The organism is Pseudoalteromonas sp. TAP-3C (genome assembly GCF_059888565.1).
The window spans coordinates 718,171-738,068 of record NZ_CM187618.1; the positions used below are offsets into that span (position 1 = coordinate 718,171).

A 19,898-nucleotide genomic window follows, 5' to 3' on the forward strand; every position below is an offset into this window, starting at 1 on the left:
ATGAAAAAAAATGTAACAGAATTATACAAAAGAATAGGCTACACATTTGCTGATCAAGGATTACTTGAGCAAGCAATGACGCATCGCAGCCATAAAGGTCAACACAACGAGCGACTCGAATTTTTGGGTGACTCTATACTGAGCTTTGTTATTGCCAATGCATTGTATGCTAAATTTCCAAAGGCACGCGAAGGCGATTTGAGCCGAATGCGTTCAACTTTAGTACGTGGGCAAACGTTAGCTGAATTTGGTCTTGAATTTGAGCTAGGTGATTACCTACGCTTAGGGCCAGGCGAGCTTAAAAGTGGCGGTTTTAGACGTGAGTCAACATTAGCTGATGCCGTTGAGGCCATTATTGGCGCTGTATTTTTAGATTCGGATATTGAGCGTTGCGGTTCGCTAATTTTAGACTGGTATGAACCACGTTTAGATGCTATTTCACCAGGGCTTAACCAAAAAGATCCTAAGACCCTGCTGCAAGAGTATCTGCAAGCTCGCAGGCTATCGTTACCTGGTTACACTGTAGTTGATACTAAAGGCCAGGCACACAATCAAACATTCACGGTTGAATGTATTGTTGATGGAATGGATAGCATTATTTCTGTTGGTAGCTCAAGGCGTAAAGCTGAACAAAAAGCTGCTGAAAAAGCATTGAAGATACTTAAAAATGAATCTTGATACCTTAAAACAGCCTCATGAAGGCGAAGTAGACACATTCTGTGGCATGGTTGCCATAGTTGGTCGCCCTAATGTGGGTAAGTCAACGTTGCTTAATGAAATTATTCAGCAAAAAGTGAGTATTACCTCGCGTAAGCCACAAACTACGCGTCATCGTATTATGGGGATTCATACTGAGGGTAAACACCAAGCGGTGTACGTAGATACCCCTGGGCTTCATGTTGAAGAAAAACGTGCAATTAACCGTTTAATGAATCGTGCAGCATCGAGCTCTATTGGTGATGTTGAGCTGATTATTTTTGTTGTTGAGGGCACGCATTGGAATGCCGATGACGACATGGTACTTAACAAAGTGAGCCAAAGTGGTAAGCCTGTTTTGTTAGTGATTAACAAAATTGATCAAGTAAAAGATCGTGACTTAGTATTACCACATATGAAATGGTTAGGTGATAAGTTTGATTTTATAGGCATTATGCCTGTGTCTGCGACTCAGGGTAAAAACATTAACCTGATCAAAGATGAAGTAACTAAGCGCTTACCGCCGTGCGAGTTTTATTTTCCTGACGACTACGTAACTGACCGTTCAATGCGTTTTATGGCAGCAGAGGTGATCCGTGAAAAGCTAATGCGTTTTATGGGTGAAGAGCTACCTTATTCAGTCACTGTTGAAATAGAGCAATTTAAATGGCAAGAAAACGGTGTTTGGCATATTAATGGCTTAATTTTAGTTGAGCGCGAAACCCAAAAGCGCATGGTTATTGGCAATAAAGGCGAAAAGCTAAAAGTTATTGGCCGTGAAGCACGTAAAGACCTAGAAGAAATGCTTGAAAACAAAGTATTTTTAGAGCTGTGGGTTAAAGTCAAATCGGGCTGGGCTGACGACGAGCGTGCGTTAAGAAGCTTAGGTTACGGTGAAGATTAAAAAGTATCAAATAGCCTAATATGGACAGCGACTTTTACAAAGCTTATTTATTACATCGGCGCCCTTATAGCGACTCGCAAGTAATGCTCGATATGCTCGTTGAAGGCGTTGGCCAACTTAGAATGCTCGCACGAGTTAGTGGCCGTCAGGCCACTAAACACAAAGCCCAACTCCAACCATTTCAAGCCTTACTTGTCCACTACAACGGTAAATACGATTTAAAATATATTAATAAATTTGAGCTTCATGGTAACCCATTGTTTTTAAACGGTGATAAGCTTTACTGTGGCTTTTATTTAAATGAGTTAACCAATCGCATTGTGCCGATTAACGAACCAATCGATCAGGTTTTTCAGCTTTACAAAACCCACTTAGAAAACCTCAATAGTGGTAGTGAAATGCAAGCGGTACTGCGCTCTTACGAGTTTCAATTATTAGCGTTGTTAGGCTACGGTGTCGATTTTTGTTTTGATGCTGAGGGTGAGCCAATTGATGATACAAAAACGTATAGCTATTTCGCTGAAGTAGGATTTTCAGTGCAGCAAGATACACGCACTGGATTTACCGGTTTGCAGCTCAATGCCATTGCAAATCATGACTTTAGCCAGGCTGATGTGTTATACATGGCAAAGCAATTAAGTCGCTATTTATTAAAACCATTATTGGGCAATAAACCACTAAAAAGTCGTGAGTTATTTATTAGCTCTTAACAAATTTCATAGGTAAAAAAATGAAAGATATTCTTTTAGGCGTGAACGTAGACCATATTGCCACGCTTCGCCAAGCACGCGGTACTTCCTACCCTGATCCAGCACATGCCGCAAGCGTTGCAGAGCATGCCGGTGCTGATGGTATTACTATTCATTTACGCGAAGACCGCAGACATATTCAAGACCGTGATGTGTATGTCATGGCTAAAACCATTCAAACACGGATGAACCTTGAAACCGCAGTCACCGATGAAATGATTGCCATTGCACTTGAGGTTAAACCTGAATATGTATGTTTAGTGCCTGAAAAACGCGAAGAGCTTACCACCGAAGGTGGCTTAGATGTAGCAGGTAATATCGAAAAAATAGCAGCAGCAACTAAAACATTAACGCAAGCGGGTATTAAAGTATCATTATTTATTGATGCTGATAAAGCACAATTAGATGCTGCAAAAGTCTGTGGCGCACCGTATGTGGAAATTCATACTGGTGCATACGCCGATGCAACAAACGATGAAGACACCGCTGTAGAGCTTGAGCATATTCGCCAAGGTGTACAATATGCCGCGAGTATTGGTTTAATTGTTAATGCAGGGCATGGTTTGCATTACTACAACGTAAAACCAATTGCAGCGATGCCTGAAATATACGAGTTAAATATTGGCCACGCCATAATTGCTCGTGCTGCCATTGATGGCTTAGATAAAGCTGTTCGCGATATGAAACGTCTAATGCTTGAAGCTCGCACTTAAATAAGTAAAAAGCATATAAATCAATAATTTAAAGGCGAGTTATCACTCGTCTTTTTGGTGCTTAATATTGGCGTCAATCAGTAAGTTTTTAAGCTCATCTTGCAGCTCAAATAGCTCTGGCTCTATATTATCAAGCGTACACTTACTTTTAAGTGAGGTTTCTATTACTTCAGTCAAGTTTTTTAATTTTGGCACACCCGTATAACAGCAGGCGCCATGAAATTTATGAATAACGCTTAAAACCTGTTGGCAATCTTCACTGCTTATTGCTTGATTTAGCAAGGCAAGGGTTTCGGGTACACTTAGCAATAACATATTAAGCATTTCATTGGCTAATTCTGTTTTACCCCCAGCTCGTTGCAGTGCTAGGTTCCAATCAAGCCGAGGGCTGTTGAAAGGGGCACAGCTATGTTCAGTTGTGTTTTTTTGTTTATCACGACTTTTTGGTAATTGCGCACTGTAGTCGCAAATTATTTGGTTTAACATGTCCTCGTCAATCGGTTTGGTTAAGTAGCCCTCAAAACCATCTTTTAATAACTGCTCTTTTTCACTGTTTAGTGCATGCGCGGTTACAGCTATTATTGGGGTATCTTCATTAAGTGATGACTCTTTGATTAGTTTACATGCGGTGATGCCATCCATTATCGGCATTTGAATATCCATAAAAATCACATCATATTTATGACTCTTACTCAAACTATACGCCTGTGAGCCATTATGAGCCGAATCTATAAGTTCAACTTGCTCGTTTAGTAAAGTGTAAATTAGTTTTAAGTTTGCGTCATTATCATCAACCACTAATACTTTTAATGGCAATAGGGGTTGCTCATGTTGATCTATATTGTGCGCCGGATGATCCAACCGATAGGGCGCTGCGAGTAATTCACATAATTTACGATGATTAAGGGGTTTACTTAAACACGCGTCAGCACCGCTGCCAATAAAGGCTTCGCGCATATTATGAGAAACAGTATTGAGCATTAAATATAAATAGTCGGTTGACTCCCTTACTGCTTTTACATAGCTTTTTAAGCGCTGCATGTCATCAACCGATGCCATATGACCAATCAGGCAAATATCAAAATTAATGTTTAAGTTTTTTATCTGCTCTAAAAATTCAGTTTCGTTGTAGCAAGAGGTAACACTGATTTTCCATTCTTTTAATAATGAGACCATGGCATGGTGAGTGTGTTTATGAGGTTCTAAATAAAGTACACGTTTGCCAATAAGTGATTGAGTAGGTAAATCGTTAGTAAACACATGATTTGGTAATCTAAATACGCTGTTAAAGGTAAAACAAGTACCACTACCAGGAGCCGAATTAAGCGTGATGCGCCCGCTCATTGCTTCAACAATATGTTTGGTAATAATAAGCCCTAAACCGGTGCCGCCAAATTTGCGAGTAATACTGGAGTCGGCTTGTCCAAATGCGGTAAATAAGGCATCTTGCTTATCCGCGGGAATACCCACTCCCGTATCTGCAACTGACACTAAAATTGAGGCGCGCTCTTCATCAAGTAATCGATGACTAATATCGACCTTTATTGCGCCTTTTTCGGTAAATTTAATTGCGTTGCTTAAAAGGTTTACAAGTACCTGTTTAAACCGAGTGGGATCACCTGTTAAATGATCAGGCACTTGAGGATTAACATAAATAGATAACTCAAGCTGTTTGTCGTGCGCACTCGGTGCCAGTAATGTCATGACTTCGTTAACACTATCCCGAAGTTGAAACTGAATAGACTCAAGCTCCATCGCACCCGCTTCTAATTTTGAGAAATCTAATATATCGCTGATTATAGTCATTAAACTGTTAGCTGAGAGCTCAATAGTATCAAGGTAATCTTTTTGGTTTTTATTAAGTGGTGTTTTATGCAGCTGACGAGTAAAGCCAATAACCCCATTGAGTGGGGTACGTAATTCGTGACTCATTTTAGCTAAAAAGTCAGACTTAACGCGGTTGGCATCTTGGGCTTCCTTTTTAGCCATAGTGAGCTGTATATTTTGAGTTTCATATTGTTCAAGTGTTTCACGGTAATCGCTGGTTGCTTGATCAATATTTTTTTGCATCTCATCTTTTTGCATTACCATTGAATGAGAGATGGTATTAAGTCCTTCACGTAACAGCTCAAACTCGCCACTCATTGGTTCGGTTAATCCGGTTTGCCTTTTACCTTCAATTAATCTATCAATAGCAAGTACTAACTTATTAAGTGGGGTCATAAACATACGACTCAGTCTTAGTGCTAAAATAGCCGCTAAAACTAAAGCAAGTATAATAATGATACCGCTGACTAATAATGCGCGTTGCTGACCAATAACCGCTTTGTCGCGGTTAAGTTGGATCACCACAGTGCCTAATGATGTTTGAAACTCAGAGGTGTTCCAGCCACTGTCGGGGGTTGAATGGTTAATAATAGGGGTGAAAAAGGTTACTAAGTCTTCTGTTTGTCGAACATAGGTCGCTTTAAAATTATTTAATTGCGCTTGCTCAATTAAAGTGTCGAAGGAGCGATGGTAATTACTAGTTATAATGAGTTGATTGTTATCGTTAAATATTGCAATCGATTGAATTGCAGGAGAATGCTTGTTGTGTGTATAGCTAATAACACGATTAAGCAATTTTTTATTTTTTTCAAGTAGGGGTTGTTCAAGCGCAATAGCCAGTGGCTCAGAAATAGTGATTCCTTGTTGATATAAAATTTCATCAAGCTCAATGTAACGATTTATTGTAAAATAACCACCTAGTAATAACCCAATGATCACTGTAGGTATTAAGGTGAGAGTTAAAACAGAATCGCGCAAGCCTAATTTAGTCATAATTTGAATGTTGTTATCATTATTATTGATTGTGAGTATATACATACTCATCGCTATTCTCAAAGTATGTAAAGACATAACCATCAACCCTTTAAGGTAATGCCACATGGCGCAAATATTTAAAGCAAAGAAAGAGCCACTTCAGCAACAATCGCTAGAGTTGGATATTACGGCTATGGATCATCATGGTCGTGGTATTGCAAAATATAATAATAAAGTATGTTTTGTTAGTGGGGCATTGCCTGGTGAGCGTGTAAAAGCAACGCTAATTGATGATAAAGCGCGCTACAGCCAAGCCGATACGCTTAACGTACTCAAAGGCAGTGAATTTCGTACTGTGCCTATTTGTGAGCACTATGGCCAATGTGGTGGTTGCCAACTGCAACATTTAGCTGCCACACAGCAAGTGGTTGAAAAACAAAAAGCAGTAAATCAATTATTTGAAAAGTTTGCAAAATTAACCGATTTAAATTGGCAAGCACCACTGCTTAGCAAAGCATCTGGTTATCGACGCAGTGCCCGCATTGCCGTGATGTATGATAAAACGGCAAAAAAAATGCGGGTAGGCTACAGGGCAAATGGCTCTAAACGTATTGTCAGTATTAATAAATGCCCCGTATTAAATGATGTATTTAGCGATGTGTTTAGGGTTTTTGATAAGGTTATTAATCAATATAAAGCGCTGCACAGTATAAGTCATTTGCAGTTGTGCGCTGCTGATGAGCAAAGTTATATTGTTATTCGCCATACAAAAATGATTGCTCCAAGCGACAAAGCGATTGTTGAGCATATTGCGACAGCGCACCATTGGCAGCTAGTTTGGCAAAGTGATAGCAATACAATTGAACATTCACATTTAGCGATGCCATTTTATAAGCTTGAACAGTTGGGGATAAAATTTGAATTTGGACTTAGCAACTTTATTCAAGTGAATGCCTGTGTTAACCAAGCAATGTTACTTCAAGCGTTAAATTGGCTTGCTTTAAAAGGTGATGAAAATGTCTTGGATTTATTTTGTGGTATTGGTAATTTCTCTTTAGTGTTGGCTCGTCAAGCTAACACTGTAATAGGAATTGAAGGCGTGGCTTCGGCGGTTGCATTAGCGGCTCAAAATGCGCACACTAACTCTATTACCAATACACAGTTTCATTGTTTTGATTTAACCGATAGTATTAAAAAAGCAGCGTGGTTTAATCAACAATTAGATATTTTAGTGCTCGATCCTTCACGTACTGGTGCTATGGCAGTGTTAGAACAGCTTCCATTGACCCAGTTTAAAGCGATTTTATACGTTTCTTGCGACCCTGTTACTCTAGCCCGTGACAGCGCTATTATTTCGCAAGCTAACTTTGAGCTCAATAAAATAGGGCTAATGAATATGTTTCCTCATACGGGACATATCGAAACTATGGCGTTATTTCAACGGAGGTAAAGCGCATTATGGTAGCAACACGTCAATCTCATCAACATGACAAAGCGGGTGATTTTTTTACTCGGGTAGAGTCTCTTGATTTGTCTCAAGAAAAAATCAGTTTGCTGAAAAAGGCACACCAACTTTGCCAAACTTGCGATAATCGCGAGCGTCAAAATACAGCGATAGAAATGGTGGAAATTCTAGTTGAGCTAAATTTAGATGCCGACTCCTTAGCCACAGCTTATTTAACGCCTTATTATTTAAATGACATAGTGAGCATTGACGCTGTAGAGGAGCATCTAGGTAATCATGTTGCTGTGCTATTAACCGGCGTGTCGCAAATGGCCACCATAAGCACGCTAGCTCATCAAGGTAACGGCACGGTACAGGTTGATAATATTCGTCGTATGTTACTGGCTATGGTTGAAGATGTACGTGCTGTGGTTATTAAATTAGCCGAGCAAGTGTGCCATTTACGCAATGTAAAAGATGCCGCAGAGGAAGAGCGGGTCATAGCTGCCAAAGAAACCGCTGATATATTTGCACCACTTGCTAATCGCCTTGGTATTGGTCAATTAAAATGGGAGCTGGAAGATTTAGCCTTTCGCTATTTACACCCAGATATTTATAAAAATATTGCCAAACAACTGGATGACAAACGCCTTGCCCGCGAAGCGTATATGGCTGATATGGTCGAGCTGGTAAAACAACGCTTACATGAAGCGGGTATTAAAGCTGAGGTGTACGGCAGGCCAAAACACATCTACAGTATTTATAAAAAAATGGCGAAAAAAAATTACGAGTTTGATCAGCTATTTGATATCCGCGCTATGCGGATTGTGGTTGAACGATTACAAGACTGCTACGGTGCGCTAGGTATAGTGCATACTAATTGGCGCCATTTAAATAAGGAGTTTGATGATTATGTGGCGACTCCAAAACAAAATGGTTATCAATCTATTCATACCGTAGTTTTTGGCCCTGAGGGTAAAACCGTTGAAATTCAAATTCGAACCCACGATATGCATCAAGATGCAGAGTTGGGGGTGGCTGCGCATTGGATGTACAAAGAAGGGGCATTACCAGGGCGGGGTTCTGGCTATGAGCAAAAAATTAGCTGGTTGCGTAAATTATTGCAATGGCAAGAGGAAGTGGTTGATGGCAGCGATTTAGCACAAGAGCTCAAAAACCAAGTGGTTGAAGACCGTGTGTATGTGTTCACGCCACGTGGCGATATTTTTGACTTGCCACTTGGTGCAACGCCACTTGATTTTGCTTACTACATTCACTCCAATGTGGGGCATCGGTGTATTGGCGCAAAAATATTTGGCAAAATAGTGCCGTTTACACATCAATTAAGTACCGGCGATCAGGTTGAAATACTGACCCAAAAGCAGCCAAATCCAAGCCGTGATTGGTTGAACCCGTCGTTAGGGTACATCAAATCATCTCGTGCAAGAGCCAAAATCCATCATTGGTTTAAACAACTCGATCGCGATAAAAACTTAAGCGCGGGTAAAGAAATCCTTGATAACGAATTACAAAAATTAGAGCTGACTTACAAAGATTTAGACCCAGCTATAAAGCGCTTTAATTTTAGAGAGCTGGATGACTTGATGGTGGCCATTGGTGCGGGCGATATTCGCCTTAACCAAATGCTTAACTTTATTACCGACAAAGCAGAACACGAACCCGTTATTCGCTTTAAATCGCCTAGCAAAGTAACTGGCGACAACAATGGCATTGTGGTTGATGGTGTGGGCAGCTTAATGAGTCATGTCGCTAGATGCTGTCGCCCAGTGCCAGGGGATGAAATTATTGGTTATATTACCCAAGGGCGTGGCATTGGCGTACACCGAGATGATTGTGACTCGTTTAGTAATTTAAAAAATAAGCACCCAGAGCGTGTTATTTCAGTGAGTTGGTCAGACGATATCAGCAGCTCTTATGCGTTGACTATTCGTATTGAAGCCAGCGATCGTTCTGGATTAATTCGTGATATTAGTTCAGCTTTGGCCAATGAAAAAGTTAATGTGCTCAGCATGAATGTCAATACGGTTGATAACACGCAAACCGCTATTTTTGTGATGCAAATAGAAGTGCATGACTTACAGGGCACCAATAAAGTGCTTTCTAAGCTACACCAAATTGAAGGGGTGCACAGTGCAAAGCGAGGGCAATAATAACACCAGCAATGAGGCAGTGAGCCAACTGCTTGAAATAATGCAAACACTAAGAAACCCTGAGGGTGGATGCCCTTGGGATCTTAAGCAAACGTTTGCGTCAATTGTGCCACACACCCTAGAAGAAGCTTACGAAGTAGCTGATTGTATTGAATCGAACAATTTAAGCGATTTAAAAAATGAACTAGGCGACTTACTGTTTCAAATTGTATTTTATGTGCAATTAGCACAAGAGCAGCAATTATTTAATTTTAATGATGTTGTAGTACAGTTAAACGAAAAGCTGGTGCGTCGTCATCCGCATGTATTTACAGCGCAAGCAACACCTAAAACCGATGCCGAATTAGCAGCGCAGTTCCAAGCAATAAAAGCACAAGAGCGTGCGGCTAAATCTAAGCATCAAAGCTCATCGCTTTGGCAAGGCATACCAAGCAGTTTGCCGGGCTTAGCTAAAGCTAAAAAAATTCAACAACGAGTCGCTGCACTTGGTTTTGACTGGCCTAGCTATCACGGTGCTATTGACAAAGTGAGTGAAGAAGTTGAAGAAGTTAAAGAAGCCTTAGCACATAACCCATACTCAGAGCATACGGCAGAAGAGTTAGGCGATTTACTGTTTGCAACCGTTAACGTAGCGCGTCATGTTAAGCGTGACCCCGAACAATTATTGCGCAGTGCTAACGACAAGTTTTCTGCACGATTTGAAAAGGTACAAAACTACTTAATTGCACAAGGTAAATGTATTGAGTCAGCCTCTTTAGAGGAAATGGATGCAGCATGGGATGCGATAAAAAAAATTAAATAAGCTGGCCCATAAAAGTGCTTGTTTTTTGTGCATAGATTTACCATTTATAGCTGGATTGCTCAGCTATGTTTTGGTACAATTTTATCCCGTCTTGTTTATATTCCAAAATCACTTGTTTGGGTATTATATTTCTTTTAATTCCTGATATTCTAGGGTTCGCATGAGTACAAAATTTATCTTCGTTACTGGCGGAGTTGTTTCTTCGTTGGGTAAAGGTATTGCAGCAGCATCGTTGGCCGCTATTTTAGAAGCCCGAGGCTTAGATGTTACCATTTTAAAGCTGGATCCTTACATCAACGTTGACCCAGGCACAATGAGCCCAATTCAACATGGTGAAGTATACGTTACCGAAGACGGCGCAGAGACCGACCTTGATTTAGGTCACTACGAACGCTTTATTCGCACCAAAATGACCAGTCGTAATAACTTTACGCAAGGGCGCGTATATGAAGATGTACTACGTCGTGAAAGACGTGGTGAATATCTTGGCGCAACTATTCAGGTTATTCCTCATATTACCAATGACATTAAGCAACGTGTTTATGATGGCGCAGAAGGCCATGATATAGCAATCGTTGAAATTGGTGGTACGGTAGGTGATATTGAATCACAACCATTTATCGAAGCGATTCGTCAAATGGGTACAGAAATTGGTCGTGAACGCGCACTTTTCATTCACTTAACCCTAGTGCCATTCTTAGGCCCTGCCGGTGAAGTGAAAACAAAACCAACTCAGCACTCAGTTAAAGAGTTACGCTCGGTAGGTATTCAACCAGATATTCTTATTTGTCGCTCAGATCGTAAATTGCCAAATAATGAGCGTGCAAAAATTGCATTGTTCACCAACGTTGAAGAAAAAGCCGTTATTTCACTCCCAGATGTAGACAGTATTTATAAAATTCCTGCACTATTAAAATCGCAAGAGCTAGATAACTTCGTCTGCCGACGTTTTCATTTAGACGCGCCAGAGGCTGATTTAGCTGAATGGGAACAAGTATTGTATCAAGAGTCAAACCCAACGGGTGAAGTGACCATTGGTATGGTAGGTAAGTACACTGAATTACCCGATGCTTACAAATCAGTTAACGAGGCATTAAAGCATGCTGGATTAAAAAATCGTTTAACTATTAATATTCAATATGTTGACTCACAAGACCTAGAAACGAAAGGCACAGATATCCTTTCTCGCTTAGACGCTATTTTAGTGCCCGGTGGTTTTGGTGGTCGCGGTGTTGAGGGTAAAATTTTAGCGGCTAAATATGCCCGTGAAAATAAAGTGCCTTACTTAGGTATTTGTTTAGGTATGCAAGTTGCTTTAATTGAATACGCACGTAACGTTGCGGGTTTAACGGATGCCAACTCAACTGAATTTAATGCAAATTCAACAGCCCCAGTGGTTGGTTTAATTACTGAGTGGTTAGACGCTGAAGGTAATATAGAAGTACGTGATGAAAAATCTGATTTAGGTGGCACTATGCGTTTAGGCGCTCAAAAATGTCATTTAATCCCTGGCTCTAAAGTGCATGGTGTTTATGGTAGTGACGAAATTGTTGAACGCCATCGCCACCGTTACGAAGTTAACAACAACTTTGTAGCACAGCTTGAGGAAGCAGGTTTAAGCTTTACAGGTTTATCTGAAGATAAAAAACTAGTAGAGATCATTGAAAATAAAGATCACCCTTGGTTTATTGCAGCGCAATTCCACCCGGAATTCACTTCAACACCACGCGATGGTCACCCGCTATTTGAAGGGTTTGTGGCTGCGGCTCACGCCTATCAAAAAGCATCTTCGTAATTATAAAAGGCTGTGCATATTGCATGGCCTTTTTTATTTCTAAGGCTGGCTTAAGTTAGCCATACTCACCATTTTGGGAATATAGAGGAATCAAGATGTCAGAAATCGTAAAAGTAATCGGTCGTGAAATTATGGACTCGCGTGGTAACCCAACTGTTGAAGCTGAAGTGTATTTAGCTGATGGTTCATGGGGCCGTGCTGCGGCACCATCTGGTGCATCTACCGGCACTCGCGAAGCATTAGAATTACGTGATGGCGATAAAACGCGTTACTTAGGTAAAGGCGTGTTAAAAGCAGTTGGCTTTATTAATAATGACATTGCTAAAGCGCTAAAAGGTCAAAATGCACTTGCTCAAAGTGATGTAGACCAAGTAATGCTTGATTTAGACGGCACTGAAAACAAAGAAAAACTAGGTGCCAACGCCATCTTAGCCGTGTCCCTTGCAAACGCAAAAGCCGCTGCACAATTTAAAAAAGTAGCGCTTTACGAGCACATCGCTGACTTAAATGGCACGCCGGGTGTTTACTCTATGCCATTGCCAATGATGAACATCATCAATGGTGGTGAGCATGCTGATAACTCTGTTGATATTCAAGAGTTTATGATTCAGCCAGTGGGAGCTACTAGCTTTCGTGAAGCACTACGTATGGGCGCTGAAGTATTTCATAGCCTTGCCAAAGTACTTAAAGCGGATGGCCATTCAACAGCGGTGGGGGATGAAGGGGGGTTTGCACCAAACCTTGCCTCAAATGAAGCAGCACTTGCCGCCATTAAAGTGGCGGTTGCTAATGCCGGCTACGAGCTTGGTAAAGACATTACCCTTGCACTGGATTGTGCTGCCTCTGAGTTTTATGACAAAGAAGCAAATATCTACGATCTTAAGGGTGAAGGCAAGCAATTCACATCTGAAGAGTTTAACTACTTCTTAAAAGACTTAACTGAGCAATACCCAATTGTATCAATTGAAGATGGCTTAGATGAGTCTGATTGGGATGGCTTTGCTCACCAAACTAAACTAATGGGCGATAAAGTTCAATTAGTGGGCGACGATCTGTTTGTAACCAATACCAAGATTTTAAAACGCGGTATCGATAACGGTATTGCTAACTCAATCTTAATTAAATTTAACCAAATTGGTTCACTAACCGAAACGTTAGCAGCCATAAAAATGGCGAAAGACGCAGGTTTTACAGTGGTTATTTCTCACCGCTCTGGTGAAACAGAAGATGCAACCATTGCTGATTTAGCCGTAGGTACAGCTGCAGGCCAAATTAAAACAGGTTCATTAAGCCGCTCTGACCGTGTTGCAAAGTACAACCAATTGCTTCGTATTGAAGAGCAATTAGGCGCTAAAGCACCGTACAATGGTTTAAAAGAAGTGAAAGGTCAGTAATTCTTTAGAGTCTGAAATTTAAGATTATAAAAATCCTCGCCTATGCGAGGATTTTTTTGTAAAAAATAGCAAAAAAGAGACAAAGGGAACGGGCTACGAGCATCGAGCTACGGACGTTAAGCAACCAGTGCGAATGTCTAGGTTAAAAAAAGTAAGAAAGTAGACATTAGGCGATAGGCATTAGTTAGCAACTAGCCGAGTCAAACGCTAATTACTTTTCATCAATTAAAGCTGAAATTGCTGCTTTAAAATCTCGCCGGTAAAACTAGTTTTTAAATAAAAACCACGGGGCAGTGTTTTAATTATTTGCCCGTTTGGGCCGATGGCATCGGTAACGACATGGCTATTAGCGGCTTTTGGCCGTATTTGCATTGCATCGCCTAAATGCCCTGATATCTCATCAACTCGACCAAGCGCTATAAGCTCCATCTGTTCTTCCCAGTCGCGTTGTAATAGTGCGTCTTGTGCTTGGGAGGGTTGCCACAAAAAGCCACTGCCTATGGTTCTATCAAACGGGGCGATATCGCGCTCACTTAAAATAGGTAACCATAAAACATGATTCAACTTTTTACGTACGCTGCTGGTGTGCCAGGTCATACCGGTTACATTCATTAACGGGGTGACCGACACAAAGGTAGTTTCTAGCGGTTTACCTTTATATGAAATGGGTAATGTTTTAAGCTCTATGCCTAAATCTTCAAAGTCAGGGAGCGGTTTTGAACCGGCTGTTGCCCCTAAAACATATTCAATCAGCTGACCTGTCCAGCCTTTTTCACGCAATAAATCATCAGGTGTTTTAAAGTGATGCTGTTGTGCTAATTGCCCAAGTGTGAGCCCAGCAATAGCGTTAACGCGTTGCATTAATTGATTGATTGAATTAGGTTTTAAAGGTTGCATGCTGTTTATTTTAGTTGAATAAATACTACAGTCATGATAGCAAATTAGCTTAGTAGTGGATATCTTTTGAGGTTGGTTGATTTTTGTACTGGCAGTGTTTGGTGTAATTTTATGCACTGTTTTTAAATTATAAATTTATCTAAACACCTGAACTACAATGTTTTTTTTGCTTTTAGTAATCAGCTTTAATTAATATCTATATTTGTTATAAGGATAAATACAGAACTATGAACAAGTTTATCCACAGAATTTGTGGAGAACATCGCTTTTTAGATGTCGCATTGTGGATTTGTTTGCTAAATGAGCGTGTTTTATAAAAGTTATGCACAAACTGTGAGTAACCAGCGTAAACAGTGAGGTTTTTATGTGTTTATCCATGCTCATAAAATATCAGTGTTGTTTGTTATTCATATGCAGATTAATTTGCCTCAACAAGCGGGGTCAATAAGGCTTACTTATAATAGTATTTGCCGTATTGCGGCTAATGTGGAACAATCATAAAAAATCGACTTACAAATGAGGCACTAAGGTGATTGATGCCGAAGGTTTTCGTGCCAATGTCGGAATTGTAATTTGCAATAATCAAGGGCAAGTATTTTGGGCCAGACGCTATGGCCAACATTCTTGGCAATTTCCTCAAGGGGGGGTTGATGATGGTGAAACACCAGAACAAACGATGTACCGTGAATTGCACGAAGAAGTAGGCTTGCGACCAGAAGATGTAGAAATAGTTGCAAGCTCAAAACATTGGTTACGCTATAAGTTACCCAAACGATTGATTCGCCGCGACTCAAGTCCGGTGTGTATTGGGCAAAAACAAAAATGGTTTTTATTAAAATTACGTTGTAAAGATGAAGATGTAAACTTACTTAAAACCCATCACCCCGAATTTGATGATTGGCGATGGGTGAGCTATTGGTATCCTGTAAGGCAGGTTGTATCGTTTAAACGGGATGTTTATCGGCGTGTTATGAAAGAGTTTGCTCCTTTTGCAATGCCTTTTAATAAACGAGAGCAACATAAAGATAACTGGCGAAATAAAAGGTAGTTTTACATAAATAGGGAGCAGTGTATGCTGGCATCACTCAGATCGATTGCTGAGTCTGTTTCGCAACAAGCGAATTTAGACAGTGCGTTAGCGTGCTTTGTGAAAATGGTGAAAGATGCCATGAACACTCAATGCTGCTCCATTTATTTTGCCGATTACAGCCAAGATAACTTTGTACTTATGGCCACCGAAGGCTTAAACCCTGATGCAGTGGGCAAGTTTCGAATGGGTTTTACTGAGGGGCTAGTTGGTCTGGTTGCACAACGTGAAGAACCCATTAATATTGCGTTTGCTAAGTCTCATCCTCGTTTTAAGCTCTCCCCTGAAGTTAACGAAGAAGGTTATAACGCATTTTTGTCTGTACCCGTTGTTCATCAAAAAAAGGTATTAGGCGTTATTGTAGTGCAACAAAAAATGGCTCGGGTATTTTCTCAAGATGAAGAATCATTTTTAATTACCCTCTCGGCTCAGCTTGCGTCGCAATTAGCGCATGCTGAAATAAAAGAAGTATTGCGCCAAGATGAGTCATCTCATCAAACATCAGTGTTAAAAGGAGTTTCAAGCACCCCCGGTATTAGTATAGGTAAAGCTTTTGTAGTTATTCCTAAGCTTAACTTTAAATCAATAGAGCTCACTAAAAATAGCGATGTGAATGAACAGCGCCGTTTATTTACTCAAGCGATTGCAGCAACGCGTAAAGAGTTTAGCGCTTTGTCGATGACATTAAGCGATGCCATACCACAAGAGGCGCTGGCTGTGTTTGATGTATATCAGCAGTTACTTGATACTAAAAGCTTAGGGCATAATGTTGAAGTACAACTGCAAGAAGGTTGGTGTGCAAAGAGTGCTTTAAAAATTGTAATTGAACGTTTAGTTGCTCAGTTTAACGAAATGCAAGACCCTTATATTAAAGAACGTGCCGTTGATGTTAAAGACATAGGTTTGCGGGTGCTTCATCATTTAGTGAATACTGAAGATGCTATAAAAGAGTACCCTGAAAACACTATTTTAATAACGCACACATTAACGCCTGCCATGCTAGCAGAGGTGCCCAACGAGCGTTTAGCGGGGGTAGTAAGCATTAATGGTTCAGCAAACAGCCACGCTTCTATTTTAACTCGCGCTATGGGGGTGCCTGCAATTTGGGGTATTGAAGATTTGCCGCTATTGCAGTTTGATAACAAAGAAATGATTTTAGATGCTTTTTCAGGGCGTTTATATATTTCACCCTCGCAAATGCTAATTGATGAATATACGCAACTCCAACACCAAGATAATCTACTTAATAATCGTTTCCTAGAAGAGCAATCATTGCCTGCAACCACTTTAGATGGGGAACATATTAGTTTATTACTTAATGCAGGGCTTGAACTAAATACACAACAAAATAGCGCGCATATTTGTGATGGGGTTGGCTTGTATCGTACTGAAGCATGGTTCATGCAAAAAGGGCAGTTCCCATCGCAACAAGACCAAGAAAAATGGTATCGAGAAGTACTCAGTAGTTATTACCCAGACCCGGTTGTTATGCGTACCTTGGATATTGGCGGCGATAAAGTCTTAGATTACTTTAATATTACCGAAGAAAATCCATTTTTAGGTTGGCGTGGTATTCGGATCAGCTTAGATCATCCAGAACTTTTTCTTGATCAACTCAAGGCGATGTTAAAGGCCAACATAGGCTTAGGTAATTTAAAAATTATGCTACCTATGATCAGTGGTTCCGATGAGGTTGAAGAGTCGCTAACACTTTTCAATCAAGCTTATTTCGAGTTAAATGAAGCTTTTCCAGGGCAAATTATTGAAAAACCAGATATTGGCATTATGCTCGAGGTGCCCTCTAGTGTATTTATGTTGCCAGAGTGGTCTAAAAAAGTTGATTTTTGCTCAGTAGGCAGTAACGATTTAACCCAGTATTTGCTAGCGGTAGACAGATCAAATGCCCGAGTGGCTGATTTGTTTAACCCTTATCATCCAGCTGTTTTGCGCGTATTAAATAATATTGCCAGCGAGTGTGAGCACTATGAATTACCCTTTAGTTTATGTGGGGAGCTTGGCGGCGATCCTGAAGGTGCTATATTGCTCATTGCCATGGGATACAGGCGTTTAAGTATGAACTTATCGTCGTTAAACAAAGTTAAATGGGTGCTAAGGCGTTTGAATGTGAGTGATATGGAGACATTACTTAGCGAGTGTTTAGCCCAGCCAAACGCTAAACAAGTATTACGATTAACCCGTCACTTTATGATAGAGCACCAACTAGGCGATTTATTTTATACACCTAAGTCTGAGAGATCCCCACGAATTTAGCCTAAATTATCAATTTGTATAGTCAGAAGTGACAACTGGCTATACACATAAATAATGAACTGCCCATCAGGCTCATACCTAGGATCATCAACCACTTCTTTGCCAAGATAAATATAGGACAATACTCGTCGTTTTTTCTCTGTATTCGCTTGTAATGCCGCATCCCCTTGTTGTGCCGACACGGTGTACCCTATGCACCATAAGACAAACAACATTAACGCCGCTATGAGCAATAAATTATCAAACCTTTCTGCGCTTCTTGAATTTGCAAAGGCTAAACTAATGCCAAGTTTTGCATTCTTAGTGTCTCTGAAACTTTCTTCTATTTGCATACGTTGTTTATATAAAGTCACAATCCGTTGAGGCTTATCTGTAAATTGTGTAGGTAAATTAAACACAAGTAGCCAAGGCTCTTTGGCCTTTTGTTGTTGGTATTTAACCGTTGTACATTGAGATTGCCCACCCCGTTTTTTGATTTTTTTACGTCCCTTGTTTTTCCCTCTAAACAAAACACCTTGGCACGCGAAACGAACTGTTTTTCCGTAGTAAATCTGTGTCAGAAGGTGTGGTTTATCTGTTGCTTGCTCAAACCATGATTTACAATTTCGCCATGTCTCAAGGTCGCTAGATAAGGTCACATTGCCTCTGACGCGCCCAAGCCAATACCAGCCTTTATCTTCTATGGCTTTAAACCATGGCGTTCTAAAAATAGCATCAGATAAAATAATAGGCTGACAATCTGCAGGTAAACACTGTGCCAAGCTATCGAGTAAGTGTTGATGAGCCGCTTCGGTATTTAATTCGCTTTCAGGATACACTTTTTCATAGAGCGTTAACGCTCTTCCCCCCATTGGTATGCTTGCCCTGAGCACTTGAAATATTTCGCCGCCATTAATAGGTGACCAGTCAACGATAATAAGTGGGTGTTGTTGCTGGCCTACTAAGCATTCGGTCATATGTTCATAGAAACAAAGACGTTCTTGATGCAGGTTAGCATTACCAATCAAACGGTCTGCGCGTTTAATATCATGTTTTTTATCGGTATTAGAAAATGATTTTAATCCGCGGCCTAGGTAAGTGACAGTAACGCGCTGGTCACGCAAGCCTGAGTTAACAAACGTAAAGACTGTATTTAAACGTGTTTTATGAATTTCAGGGTAGGCAATGGCAATATCTTTGTGTAATATTTCGGTGGCTTTCATGATTATGAGTGAGTTTTTTTATAGTGAAAAAATTTGATCACAAATAATCATGAGAGTCTACCATTAATTTTTATTTTGTGGGGATTCGTCAGCACCTAAGTGATAAATAGTGCTGTTATTGTTGATATAATAGATTAAAAATATATTTGAGATAACTATGTATGAACTAGGGCTGCTAGTCGCAAGTTGTGCACTTTTAGGCTGTATTGTTGGTTTTTTAGCAGGATTGTTAGGCATAGGCGGTGGTTTAATTATTGTCCCCGTGCTAACGAGTTTGTTACTCGGTTTTGACGTAGCCAGTGCTGAGCATATAATGGTTATTGCCATTGCCACATCTTTAGCTTCTATTTTATTTACTTCGACTTCTTCAGCGTTAGCTCATCATAGAAATGATAATCTGCCTTGGGAAATTGCCCCTTGGGTCATGGCGGGTGTCGCTTTTGGTGCATTGGTTAGTGGCTTTGCTGCCAGCTTTATACCTGAGAAAATGTTACGATTAGTATTTGCCCTCAGTGTGGTTTTTATTGCAATGAGAATGGTGCTTTCTGTTGGTAGTAAAACTAATCCGGACCAGCCTTTGCCTAAAGGTCCTGTGCTTGGCAGTATCAGTGCCATAATGGGCGCTTTGTCTGGGTTAATTGGCATTGGTGGCGGCGCATTACTTGTGCCTATGTTGCATTATTTTTCGGTTGATATTAAAAAGGCAATTGGCTGCGCTGCGGCATGTGGTATTGTCATTGCCTTTTTTGGCTCTATTGGTTATGTCAGCGCTGGCTGGCAAGTGACTGACTTAGAAAATGGTTTTATGGGTTTTGTGTATTTACCTGCATTATTTGGAATTGTTATTACCTCCTGGTTTATGGCGCCAATAGGGGCTAGGGCAACGCATTATTTACCTGTAAATACAATTAAGAAAGTATTCGCGATGTTACTTGTTATCATCGCTATTAAAATGGTTTTTAGCTAAAGGT

The 19,898-nt window shown here is 40.4% G+C and carries 15 protein-coding genes; 12 read left to right on the plus strand and 3 right to left on the minus strand.

Annotation, left to right across the window (positions count from 1 at the left end; genetic code table 11):
- The 4 genes from rnc to pdxJ are packed head-to-tail and all read left to right on the plus strand — an operon-like array spanning position 1 to position 3,062.
- Positions 1-678, plus strand: coding sequence for a ribonuclease III (gene rnc, locus AC6H44_RS03315; protein ID WP_500737492.1), 678 nt, complete (start codon positions 1-3; stop codon positions 676-678).
- Positions 668-1,600 (plus strand): GTPase Era, encoded by a 933-nt coding sequence (era, locus tag AC6H44_RS03320; RefSeq protein ID WP_500737493.1) that lies wholly within the window; start codon positions 668-670, stop codon positions 1,598-1,600. Before rnc ends, era begins: the two co-directional genes overlap by 11 nt.
- Positions 1,601-1,620: 20 nt before the next feature.
- Complete coding sequence (recO, locus tag AC6H44_RS03325; protein ID WP_500737494.1) at positions 1,621-2,310, plus strand: DNA repair protein RecO; 690 nt, start codon at positions 1,621-1,623, stop codon at positions 2,308-2,310.
- A 20-nt stretch (positions 2,311-2,330) separates the two neighbouring features.
- A complete protein-coding gene (pdxJ, locus tag AC6H44_RS03330; protein ID WP_500737495.1) occupies positions 2,331-3,062 on the plus strand; it encodes a pyridoxine 5'-phosphate synthase in 732 nt (243 codons plus the stop codon).
- 42 nt (positions 3,063-3,104) lie between these two features.
- Here pdxJ and barA read toward each other — a convergent pair whose 3' ends face one another.
- Entirely contained in the window at positions 3,105-5,882 is a 2,778-nt protein-coding gene (barA, locus tag AC6H44_RS03335) for a two-component sensor histidine kinase BarA (protein WP_500738369.1), read from the minus strand.
- A 106-nt stretch (positions 5,883-5,988) separates the two neighbouring features.
- Here barA and rlmD point away from each other — a divergent pair, with 106 nt between their 5' ends.
- From rlmD to eno, 5 genes are all read left to right on the plus strand, one after another.
- Positions 5,989-7,314, plus strand: coding sequence for a 23S rRNA (uracil(1939)-C(5))-methyltransferase RlmD (gene rlmD, locus AC6H44_RS03340; RefSeq protein ID WP_500737497.1), 1,326 nt, complete (start codon positions 5,989-5,991; stop codon positions 7,312-7,314).
- A gap of 8 nt (positions 7,315-7,322) precedes the next feature.
- Complete coding sequence (relA, locus tag AC6H44_RS03345; RefSeq protein WP_500737499.1) at positions 7,323-9,479, plus strand: GTP diphosphokinase; 2,157 nt, start codon at positions 7,323-7,325, stop codon at positions 9,477-9,479.
- Complete coding sequence (mazG, locus tag AC6H44_RS03350) at positions 9,460-10,281, plus strand: nucleoside triphosphate pyrophosphohydrolase (RefSeq protein WP_500737501.1); 822 nt, start codon at positions 9,460-9,462, stop codon at positions 10,279-10,281. The genes relA and mazG overlap by 20 nt, the downstream gene beginning before the upstream one ends.
- Positions 10,282-10,441: 160 nt before the next feature.
- Positions 10,442-12,076, plus strand: a complete 1,635-nt coding sequence (pyrG, locus tag AC6H44_RS03355; protein WP_500737502.1) for a CTP synthase — start codon at positions 10,442-10,444, stop codon at positions 12,074-12,076.
- Positions 12,077-12,171: 95 nt separating this feature from the next.
- Positions 12,172-13,470 (plus strand): phosphopyruvate hydratase, encoded by a 1,299-nt coding sequence (gene eno / locus AC6H44_RS03360; protein WP_500737503.1) that lies wholly within the window; start codon positions 12,172-12,174, stop codon positions 13,468-13,470.
- Positions 13,471-13,695: 225 nt separating this feature from the next.
- Here the strand turns inward: eno and mutH are convergent, their stop codons facing one another.
- A complete protein-coding gene (gene mutH, locus AC6H44_RS03365) occupies positions 13,696-14,367 on the minus strand; it encodes a DNA mismatch repair endonuclease MutH (protein ID WP_500737504.1) in 672 nt (223 codons plus the stop codon).
- A gap of 529 nt (positions 14,368-14,896) precedes the next feature.
- Here mutH and rppH point away from each other — a divergent pair.
- A complete protein-coding gene (gene rppH, locus AC6H44_RS03370) occupies positions 14,897-15,415 on the plus strand; it encodes an RNA pyrophosphohydrolase (protein ID WP_500737505.1) in 519 nt (172 codons plus the stop codon).
- Between the two features lie 24 nt (positions 15,416-15,439).
- Complete coding sequence (gene ptsP / locus AC6H44_RS03375; RefSeq protein WP_500737506.1) at positions 15,440-17,725, plus strand: phosphoenolpyruvate--protein phosphotransferase; 2,286 nt, start codon at positions 15,440-15,442, stop codon at positions 17,723-17,725.
- Here ptsP and AC6H44_RS03380 read toward each other — a convergent pair.
- A complete protein-coding gene (locus AC6H44_RS03380) occupies positions 17,722-18,927 on the minus strand; it encodes an IS4 family transposase (RefSeq protein ID WP_500735106.1) in 1,206 nt (401 codons plus the stop codon). The genes ptsP and AC6H44_RS03380 overlap by 4 nt on opposite strands.
- 157 nt (positions 18,928-19,084) lie before the next feature.
- Here AC6H44_RS03380 and AC6H44_RS03385 point away from each other — a divergent pair, with 157 nt between their 5' ends.
- Positions 19,085-19,894 (plus strand): sulfite exporter TauE/SafE family protein, encoded by an 810-nt coding sequence (locus AC6H44_RS03385; protein WP_500737507.1) that lies wholly within the window; start codon positions 19,085-19,087, stop codon positions 19,892-19,894.
- Positions 19,895-19,898: the final 4 nt, after the last annotated feature.